The sequence below is a fragment of the Desulfobacterium sp. N47 genome (assembly GCF_051233685.1).
In the GTDB taxonomy this organism is placed as follows: Bacteria; Desulfobacterota; Desulfobacteria; order Desulfobacterales; family RPRI01; genus RPRI01.
In genome coordinates this window covers 1-9,675 of record NZ_JBAMMY010000021.1, presented here as the reverse complement: position 1 = coordinate 9,675, position 9,675 = coordinate 1, and the positions used below count along the sequence as shown (strand labels likewise).

General features: G+C 48.4%; 10 protein-coding genes. All 10 read left to right on the top strand.

The genetic code is table 11. The features are described from left to right. Positions 1–207, top strand: a 207-nt coding sequence (locus tag VXK47_RS00590) for a transposase (protein WP_435546832.1), incomplete at its 5' end; no start/stop codon positions are given. Positions 208–351: 144 nt separating this feature from the next. Continuing rightward, entirely contained in the window at positions 352–912 is a 561-nt protein-coding gene (locus tag VXK47_RS00585; RefSeq protein ID WP_435546831.1) for a hypothetical protein, read from the top strand. Positions 913–1,062: 150 nt separating this feature from the next. Beyond that, positions 1,063–1,269 carry a hypothetical protein gene (locus VXK47_RS00580; protein ID WP_435546830.1) on the top strand — a complete coding sequence of 69 codons (207 nt, stop codon included), beginning with the start codon at positions 1,063–1,065 and terminating at the stop codon, positions 1,267–1,269. Between the two features lie 44 nt (positions 1,270–1,313). After that, positions 1,314–2,072 carry a spermidine synthase gene (locus tag VXK47_RS00575; protein ID WP_435546829.1) on the top strand — a complete coding sequence of 253 codons (759 nt, stop codon included), beginning with the start codon at positions 1,314–1,316 and terminating at the stop codon, positions 2,070–2,072. Between the two features lie 230 nt (positions 2,073–2,302). Beyond that, positions 2,303–3,106, top strand: a complete 804-nt coding sequence (locus tag VXK47_RS00570) for a POTRA domain-containing protein (RefSeq protein ID WP_435546828.1) — start codon at positions 2,303–2,305, stop codon at positions 3,104–3,106. Next, positions 3,021–3,989: a ShlB/FhaC/HecB family hemolysin secretion/activation protein gene (locus tag VXK47_RS00565; RefSeq protein ID WP_435546827.1), complete on the top strand. Its 969-nt coding sequence runs from the start codon at positions 3,021–3,023 to the stop codon at positions 3,987–3,989. Before VXK47_RS00570 ends, VXK47_RS00565 begins: the two co-directional genes overlap by 86 nt. A gap of 35 nt (positions 3,990–4,024) precedes the next feature. After that, positions 4,025–4,999, top strand: a complete 975-nt coding sequence (locus VXK47_RS00560) for a filamentous hemagglutinin N-terminal domain-containing protein (RefSeq protein ID WP_435546826.1) — start codon at positions 4,025–4,027, stop codon at positions 4,997–4,999. Continuing rightward, positions 4,971–7,712 (top strand): hypothetical protein, encoded by a 2,742-nt coding sequence (locus VXK47_RS00555; RefSeq protein WP_435546825.1) that lies wholly within the window; start codon positions 4,971–4,973, stop codon positions 7,710–7,712. The genes VXK47_RS00560 and VXK47_RS00555 overlap by 29 nt, the downstream gene beginning before the upstream one ends. A gap of 22 nt (positions 7,713–7,734) precedes the next feature. Then, positions 7,735–9,021, top strand: a complete 1,287-nt coding sequence (locus VXK47_RS00550) for a WD40 repeat domain-containing protein (protein WP_435546824.1) — start codon at positions 7,735–7,737, stop codon at positions 9,019–9,021. A gap of 74 nt (positions 9,022–9,095) precedes the next feature. Beyond that, complete coding sequence (locus VXK47_RS00545) at positions 9,096–9,482, top strand: hypothetical protein (RefSeq protein ID WP_435546823.1); 387 nt, start codon at positions 9,096–9,098, stop codon at positions 9,480–9,482. Positions 9,483–9,675 lie beyond the last annotated feature (193 nt).

Genomic DNA, 9,675 nt, shown 5'->3' with positions numbered 1-9,675 from the left:
AACATTATTGAACGCCTTAACAAAGAATTTAAACGCAGAACAAAACCGATGGAGATCGTAGCCGGGGAGAACGCCTGCTATACTCTCCTGGCATTTATCTGTCTTAAAATGGAGTTACACTGGAAATCAAACCCTATCGGAAAAGTGCGTAAGAATCTGCCATTCTTTCAAAAACTGGCTGATAAAAATTTTACACAAAAAACTTGACAGTACCGAAAGCAGATGCTGTTATCAAATAAATTGATGGTTACGGTTGTAATCCGCAAAAGCTGTATTACTTTGAATGCTCATCCTGCCGGTCAGCGGCGGGGTGTTTTTTTTATAACTGCATAATACATTAAGGAGATAAAAATGACAGACATTTCAAAAATCACGATGTTCAGCGGCGGCCATAAGGGGACTGAGGCAGAATTCGGAAAACTTGCCGAGGCATGGAACATGAATGAGGTGAATATATCATTTGAAGGGCATGATGCCGAACGCACCCGGGGTATACGGTTACTGACCAGGGAAGAGCTGCAAAAAGGCGATGTCAGTATGGAAATTATTTCTCAGCGGATGAAACGCACTTATTCCCGGACGGATAAGATCCGGCAAGTCATTCAGTCTATTTTCCACATGGTTAACAGCGGTTACCATGTTATTGCGGTTGGATGGATACAGGCAGACAGTACCGTCAAGGGTGGAACAGGTTGGGGTGTCGAGCTGGCGAAACTATTTAACAGGCCGCTGAATGTCTATGATCAGGACAGAAAAGGATGGTTTTCATGGGAAAACAACCAATGGGTTGAGGGCAAACCGGTTATTACCTCGGATACATTTTGCGGCACGGGAACCCGCTTCCTCTCTGATGACGGTCGGCAGGCCCTGCAAGATCTTTTCATCCGCTCCTTTGGTCCTGCTCAACAATAATAGTGAACGGAATCCCTCCAAGATTAGATATTGGACCTTGATTACTATACTAACATATTGATATATCGCCTGATATGTTTTATAGATAGTTATTAAAAATAACATTTATGATCCTAAGAATATACCGTTAAATGATATGGAAAATTAAAAATGGGTAGTACATCAACTTTAATGTGGGCAATGGTATTGGGATCAATAGGTTTGGGCTTTTTTGTTTACGGCAAAAAACAAAAAGCTATTATTCCACTTTTCAGCGGCATTGGTTTAATGGTATTTCCATATTTTGTTTCCAATGTATATATTCTTGTTCTTTTGGGTATCGTTTTGATAGCCTTACCTTTTATTATAAAAATATAAAGGATATATCTCTTACCTGCCACTTATCAACGATAGGATTTTGCATGAACCGGAGATTGAAAATAGCTTCAGCCCAAACACCGGGCGGAAGCGAGATGGTGCTTTATCAGCATGACTGTGATTTTTCGATACAGATCAACGGTCAGGATTTGATGCACAGTCGTCAAAATGAGTCTGAACAGGAGCTGGCACGTCTGGGCTGTGCTCATCTGGCTGATATCAATTCGCCCAGCATACTAATCGGCGGCCTGGGAATGGGCTATACCTTGCGCAAAGCTCTTGACATGCTCAGCCCAAACGCTCAGGTCGTGGTTAGCGAACTGATGGACGATGTGGTTGAATGGAACCGTGAGCATCTTGGAAAACTCAACAAGCAGCCGCTTGAAGACAAACGGGTTGAACTTATAACAGGAGATATTGTCGAGCTTATCTCAGGTTCCAGGAACAGATTCGATGCGATTTTGATAGATATCGATAATGGTTCCAGCGCTATGACCGATTCCGGAAACAGTCGTTTATACAGCCACAAAGGAATTTATGCCTGCCGCCTCGCTTTGCGCAAACAAGGATGTCTGGCTGTATGGTCGGCTGAAGCAAGTAAAAAATTCGAGCAGGTCATGATGAATTGCAACTTTAATGTGCGACGTTTCCGGGTTCCTGCATACAAAGGAAGTAAATCCCGGTCACGTTTTGTATGGGTTGCTTCGGAAAACAAAAGTATTCTGCCACCAGGTGGCGGCGAGCCGCGCCTGCCGTTCAAGAAGGAGTCGAAGGGAAATCGAAGACCGCCCCGGCGACGATAACCATAGTCAATATTATTTCACATTGACAAAAATAAAATTGTATTCATAAGTTTGCGCAGAGTAAAAAGGAGTTTTTACCAATATGTCCTTTTTTTTATATTAGACTCCCGTTAAAACCGATCATTACCACTTTCATACCGGAATACAAACAAAGACGTTTGTGTCAATTTTTATAAAAGTCTATCTTTCATTTCTTTGAAAAACCATTCAAGGCGGATTACGAATCTACTATGAGACAATTTTTTGTAAACATATTAAATATCCTGGGGCTGATCTTAATTTGGAGCTTAATGGCAAGTGCCGCCGAACTGCCGGGTACTGTCCAGCCTGGGCAAATCGAACAGCAGTTCCGGCATCAACCCAAGATACGAACAGACAGGCTGGATAGAATGGTCGTACCGGAAGCGGATCAACTTATGCCACCGAATGCACAGGATATAAAGTTTAAGCTTACCCGGCTGGTGTTTGAGGGAGCAACCGTCTATTCCGAAAAAGACCTGTTGGTCTATTACCAAAGCAGTCTGGGCAAGGAGATCTCGCTTGCCGATGTTTATCAAATCGCTTCAATACTGACTGCAAAATATCGTAATGACGGCTATATCCTGTCACGGGTCGTTGTTCCTGCACAATCGGTCGAAGACGGGCAGGTCCGCTTGAAGGTAATTGAGGGCTACATAGCCGAGGTTACTATAGAAGGGGCGGATAACGATCAGCGCAAGCTGGTGCACAATTATGCAGAAAAGATCCGGCAGTGCCGTCCTCTCAAAAATAAAGTTCTGGAGCGCTATTTGTTGCTGATAAATGATTTGCCCGGTGCATACGCACCGGCTGTGATCAAAGCTTCTCAAAAAGAACCGGGTGCTTCGGAAATGGTCGTGCAGCTTGTTCAAAGCAAGGTTCAGGGCGGGCTGTCTTTAGATAATAGGGGCGGCAAAATTGCTGGGGCCCATGAGAATATCCGCAGACATCGGATTAAACTCGGTGTTTGGGTTACAGGAAAAAACTACGCTGAGGTATGTGACCAGCGGAAATGAAAAGCTCAAATTTGGTGCTTTTTCGCATGAGGAAAATCTCGGAACGGAAGGCGGTAAATTAAATTTGTCCCTTTCTGCCGTTGATTCCAAGCCGAAAGAGATGGCCTTCATCCCGCTGAATCTCGAAACATCTTCCCAATCCGCCGCACTTACATACATCTATCCGTTGATTCGAAACCGGACCGATAATCTTTACCTTCGCGGCACTTTTACCGCTCATGATGGAAAAACGCAAATTTTTGGCGTTACGGACACGCGCGACCGCATACGCGCCTTAAGATTAGGCGCTACCTTTGACCTTGCCGACGCATGGGGCGTCAACCTGCTGGATATCGAACTGAGCCGGGGGATCAATGGATTGGGATCTTCCGATAATAACGACCTGATGCTTTCACGCCCCGAAGGCAAGGTCGATTTCACCAAGGCAGTATTATATGCAGCCAGACTTCAATCCTTGTTGCCACACTGGTCATTTTTAATAGCTGCCAACGCACAATATGCATGTACCGATCTGTTATCTTCCGAGCTTTATAGTTTTGGCGGAGAGCAAATCGGTCGCGGTTACGATCCGTCGGAACTGGTGGGTGATAATGGTGTAGGGATGAAACTGGAATTGCGTTATAACGGCGCTGTGACAAGCCATCGTTTGGTCTTTTCGTATACAGGATATGCTTTCTACGATGCCGGTATAGTTTATCAGCGATCACCTGGCGACCTTTCTTCAGATTCGGAATCTGCCGCTTCCGCAGGACTGGGCCTGAGGATGAACCTGGGACGAAATGTTTTCTGTTATGCCGAATTGGCGAAACCGCTCACGCGCGACGTGTCCGCAGAAAAAGACCGGGATATAAGAGGCTATGCGGGGCTTTCCGTTCGTTACTAAATATTTTGGATATACCGGATCAACGAGGTTAAAATATGAAGAAGATACAAACTGCTGATAGGTCTGCATATAGTTGGGCTTATTATATTGCCTTGCATCTGCTGGCGGTAACTGTTCTGTTTGCCGGATTAATCCCGGCAGCGCATGCCGCCCCGGAAAACGGGGTAGTTCGTGCCGGTAGTGCAAATATCGTCGAACAGGGCAACACAACCATTATTCAGCAAAGCAGTCAGCGTGCTATAATCGACTGGCGTGGCTTTGGCATACAGCAAAACGAACAGGTCCGTTTCGCCCAACCTTCCTCCGCTTCAGCCACATTCAACCGCGTTACAGGCAATCAGAGTTCTCTTATTCTTGGACGGATGGATGCAAATGGCCAGGTGCTTCTCATTAACCCGAACGGCATAATTTTTGGCAAGGGCGCCCAGATCAACGTCGGCAGCCCTATCGCCAGCACTTCCAATCTCAACAATGACAATTTTATGCAGGCAAAACTGGTGTTTGACAAACCAGGCAAACCTGGTGCCGGGATCATCAATGCCGGCAGCATAACTGCCGCAGAGAGCGGTCTGGTTGCTCTGGTAGCTCCATATGTTCGTAATGACGGCCTGATCCAGGCCCGATTGGGCAAGGTTTTATTAGGTGCGGCAGATACTTTTACAATTGATCTTTACGGTGACGGACTGATTAAGCTTGCATTGAGTGATGCATCTCTGGCCATGCTCAAGGATGCTCAGGGGCAGCCGGTAAAAAGTCTTATCAGTCAGTCAGGTACAATTGATGTTGATGGTGGTCAGGCAGTTTTGGTTACTGCCGACGCAGCCAAAGATGTGGTAGACAGCCTGATTAACATGAGCGGCACAATACTTGCCGACAGCGCCGTTCAGGAAGGCGGTCGCATCCTGCTTCTGGCCCATGGCGGTAATGTGGATGTCAGCGGCAATCTGAGCGCCAGAGGGACAAAGGGAGGACAAATATCAGGTGCATCTCACATCTTCGGCAAAGCTTAATGCAGACGGCATTTTTGGCGGCGGTAAATTGCATGTAGGTGGCGCCTATCAGGGCGGCAATGACACCTATCGTTCAAAGAGCACCCAAATTGATGACGGTGCGATATTGAGCGCCGACGCTCTCAGCCGGGGCGATGGTGGAGAAGTGGTTGTCTGGTCGGACGGCCATACCGTTTATTCCGGCAGTATCTCAGCGCGCGGCGGTGCAGAGGGCGGTGATGGAGGTATTGTCGAGGTTTCCGGTAAACAGATGCTGGACTTTTATGGCATGGTCGATGCCGGAGCAAGTAATGGCAAAGCCGGCTCACTTCTGCTGGACCCCTATGATTTCACCATTGGTATGGCCGAAGCAAGCCTGATCGATCGTGTGCTGCGCACCGGAACAAGCACCTATGTGAGTGCGGATAATGATATTAATGTCAATTATGTTATCGACGGGCGTGGCCGGTATGCGGGTGGCGGGTTGACCTTGTCTGCCGCTAAAGATATCAATGTCAACGTTTACATCGTAACCGATAATGGGGCAGTCAATCTGTATGCCGGGTCAGGTACGGTCAACCTGGCACAAGGCAAGGCGGTTTATGCCGGTACGGCTCCTATCACAGTACGCAGTGGCTCCTCACTTACCAATGCATCCTATCTCACAGGCGGCAGACTCTCGCTGATTTCAACTCAGGGTTTTGTCAACATCAATCAGGGAATCGATTCTTCCATCACACCTGTTCCCGGCGGACATGTGACCCTTGCTGCAGGAAATGATGTCAACCTGAACAAGGATCTTGTAACATATGATGGAGATGTCAATATCGCGGCAACAAACGGCATTTTGAATATCGCATGGGACAACACAAACAGCAGAACTTACCGGATACAGAGCGGTTCTGCTCCTATCACAGCAACTACCGGAGGAAACCTGACCACCGGTCCTGCCCCCCCAACAACTTTTGCGGTGCCGGACTTAACCGGAATTGCTGACCAAGCTGCATACCTGAGAGCCTATATTGTTGATCAGCTTAAACCCTATATAGCGTTTTCCACAACAGGAAAACTCAGCCTGATTTCAACAGGCGGCGATGTGACAGTTGATGCTCCGATCCCCGATACAACCGGAGAGATTGTATTAACAGCGGCGGACAAAGTCGCAGTCAATCATAAGGTTTTAAGTAACGATCAGCCTATCACAATAACGGCAGGTGCCGGCGGAATAGAGGTTAACGGTACAGACGATACTTATGGAATGGGTAGTAGTTATGGTATAGGGACAAGCCCTGCTATTGATTCGGGCAGCGGCCCTCTGACGTTCAGAGCTTTGGGCGATATTTCCATAACAACACAAAACGGGGTTTCAACCAGCGGAAAATTGACGATCGATACCCGCAGCAAAATCCTGCAAGGCGCAGTTGCAAGCTATGCGTATTCACCTTCCGAGATCGAACTGATCGCAGACGGCGGCATCGACTCCTTCAATGCAAAATTTTCCCCCAAAATAAGCGCTACTTCGTCCGGCGGCGCTATTCATCTCGATGTTTTAAACCCGGGCCAACTGATTATCAATGCCCTATCCCCGACTGCAGGAGATGTGTTTACCGGCGGATTGATAGGTCATATCGTCAATATTCATGCGGGGAGGGATATCAATCTCAGTAACGTTCGTGAAGGCGGAACCCTGGTGCTTAATGCCGGAAGAGATGCAAACTTGAACACCTTTATTATAGACAGCCTGGATGTGACTGCTGGTAGAAATATATATTTCAGCGGAAGCGGATTGGCTTCTCCCGAACCAACCATCTGGTTGAGAGGAGGCGATCTGATAGCAACATCAACAGGGGGCGACATCAGTTTTGGAGGTCCTTCCGATTATTCGGCTGTTCATATCAGTGACGAGAAGAATCTGGCACTGGATGCCTACGGATCGGTAACGCTGGGTTTGCTGGAAACACTTGGTCCCGTTAGTATTACTGCAAGAACCGGAGATATCACTCTGCGCAGCGATATCGGGCCTGCCGTTCAGTTTTATGATCCAAATGCAGACACATTTTATGCGAGTTATGATCAGAATGCCCTTTCGCAGATTTATTCGGGTGCAGACTATTATCCGGGAAAGCCTTCGTTTGACCCGACAGGAAATGGTCCGGCATCCCTGTTTCTGCATGCAGGCGGTAATATTATTATGCAGGGCGCTAAAGCTTCAGGTACGGTGACCATTGTTGCTGGAGGAACTCTGACACCTGCAAAGGGCATATCCTCCGGCGTTACAAACGGCGTAAACATTAACACGGGAGGCGAAGCTCTGGAGAAATTGCTATCAGGGGATGTAGTCCACCCTGGTCCCTACAATTATACTGGTAACTATTTCGGCGATATCCCGTTGGCCACTCAGGTTCAGCTGAGAGCTCCGTACGATGTAGCACCGGCCATTACACCCGGACCACGCGTTGATCCGCCCGGTTTACCGGGTGCTCTGACTGCGCTTCCCGCGCTGCCGCCCGATCTTGTCAATGTATCGGGAAGCGGCGTTCCTGGAGCATCGGGCGCCAATGACAGTCTTTCGGAAAGTGAAATTGAAGCCATGAGAGCGGCCGGTAACGCCGGTCTCAGTGAGATCATCCCCGATGAAGAAGAAAATACGGATGAAGAAGATAACAATAAAAATCTCATGGAATTCGCCGGGGGACGCGGTGTAGGCCAGACTACGGATTTCGGCATTAAATAATGGAAACCCTGGAGCATACAAGATGAGGTGCTTAGTTCTTGCCCTGAGTTTAATACTTTTCTGGGCCTGGCCGGACGCGGCGCAGCCGGCTGAGCCAACCACCACTCCACAGCTTCGCATCGAGACCGGCATGCATACCACACTTATCAGGCGCGTATTGCCCGATCTGCCGCGCAACCGCCTGATCACCTGTTCCGATGACAAAACCATCAGGGTTTGGCAAATGCCGCAGATGCGGTTGATATCAGTGCTGCGAGTTCCAATCGATGCAGGCCATGAAGGTCAGCTATACGCCATTGCCGTTTCACCTGATGGCAAGACCGTGGCGACAGGGGGCTGGACGGGCTGGGACCGGGACAAAAAAACCTCCATCTACTTTTTCGATGTGCTAAGCGGCCAGCTGACCCGCCGACTGGGCGGTTTTGACAATGTGATCAATGCGCTGGCCTGGATGCCGGACGGCAAGCATCTGGCAGTCGGATTACAGGGATATTCAGGGTTTCGGATGTTGCGCATAGAAGATGGCAAAACGGTCGCAGCCGATGTCGGGTACCAGGATGATATAATGGATCTGGATATCAGCAGCAGAGGCCGCATAGTCGTTACCGCCCTGGATGGATTTGTGCGGCTGTATGACCACAAGTTCAAGCTGATCGGCCGCCGTGCTATTCCCGGAGGCAAGAAACCTGTCTCGGTGCGGTTCTCACCGGATGCTGAGCTGATCGCCGTCGGATTTATCGACGTTCCGGCAATTTCGGTGATTTCTGCAAAGGACCTGTCTTTAAAATATCATCCTGATACCGGCAAAATCGAGCACCAGGTGGGTTTTACAAGCGTTGTGTGGTCATCGGACGGTTTGTCTCTTTTTGCCGGCGGCCAGTATTCCGGTGAAGGGCTTAATCCGGTTTATCGCTGGAAAAACCGGGGAATGGACGCACCGGAAAAAATTTCACTTACGCAAAACCGCATTTTAGAAATCCAGCAGATGCCTGATAACCAGATCGCTTTTGCCTCGGAAGACCCGGGAGTGGGTGTTTTGGGATCGGATGGTAAATTGAAGTTATTCCGGGGTCCGGATATTGCCAACTTCAGCCGTGCTCAGGAGTGTTTTGCATTATCAGCCGATGCTTCGGTGGTGCGCTATCCGCTGGATAAAGGCAACAATACGCAACTTTATTTTGCGGTATTTGGCGGAGGCGACCAGGATACGGAAAAAGCTCCTGATGAACCACTGTTTATGCCGATTCTTGAAGCCGGAGGCATTACTGTTTCAGACTGGAAGGACAGCTTTAAACCCAGGATCATCTGAAAGGCAAAAAAGCTGCCTCGCTTATTTCATGGACGGTCTTTTTCGACGCCCTGCGTGATGCGGCCGGACGCCGCGTGCTGATAGTCGACACCTGTCAGGCGCGAAGCATAGAAGGTAACTTTGAGCCGCATTCACTCATGAAGCGTTCTGCCGCCTCACAGTTTGCTTTGATCGTAGCATCCAAAGGCAGCGAGGAATCGCAGGAATACGCTCCGGCTAAACATGGCCTTTTCACTTATTCCCTGTTAAACGCCCTGAAGCCAGACGCTGATGCGAACCACGACGGATGGGTATCACTCAAGGAGGTATTTGATTACGCCTTGCCGATAGTCGAAGAACTTCGTCACAAGCAGACCGGACCACAAACTCCGCAAATGGTATCACCGCAGGTATTATCGGATATGCCTGTGATGCCAAGCGGCATATCGGATTCCGTGGCCAAAAAGGGTCAGGTTCGTTGATAAGGAGTTTCTGCCCGGCTAAAATATTTCCTGGCTACTTAAACAATTCCAATTGTATAGTGGACCCCATGTCAAGACTGATTTTCATAAAAATTAAGCTACCAAAGGTCTCTGATATTTTCTCCGGGTTTAAGTTCTTTTTTCTTACAAAGTCCTTTTCAAAAGGTCCGCTATTGCCGGATAAATGAAAAAT

What these genes read in the sequence shown, in the direction of transcription:
- VXK47_RS00575 (WP_435546829.1), top strand. Translation starts at nt 1,314, where the DNA reads ATGAACCGGAGATTGAAAATAGCTTCAGCCCAAACACCGGGCGGAAGC.
- VXK47_RS00570 (WP_435546828.1), top strand. Translation starts at nt 2,303, where the DNA reads ATGAGACAATTTTTTGTAAACATATTAAATATCCTGGGGCTGATCTTA.
- VXK47_RS00585 (WP_435546831.1), top strand. Translation starts at nt 352, where the DNA reads ATGACAGACATTTCAAAAATCACGATGTTCAGCGGCGGCCATAAGGGG.
- VXK47_RS00560 (WP_435546826.1), top strand. Translation starts at nt 4,025, where the DNA reads ATGAAGAAGATACAAACTGCTGATAGGTCTGCATATAGTTGGGCTTAT.
- VXK47_RS00550 (WP_435546824.1), top strand. Translation starts at nt 7,735, where the DNA reads ATGAGGTGCTTAGTTCTTGCCCTGAGTTTAATACTTTTCTGGGCCTGG.
- VXK47_RS00565 (WP_435546827.1), top strand. Translation starts at nt 3,021, where the DNA reads ATGAGAATATCCGCAGACATCGGATTAAACTCGGTGTTTGGGTTACAG.
- VXK47_RS00580 (WP_435546830.1), top strand. Translation starts at nt 1,063, where the DNA reads ATGGGTAGTACATCAACTTTAATGTGGGCAATGGTATTGGGATCAATA.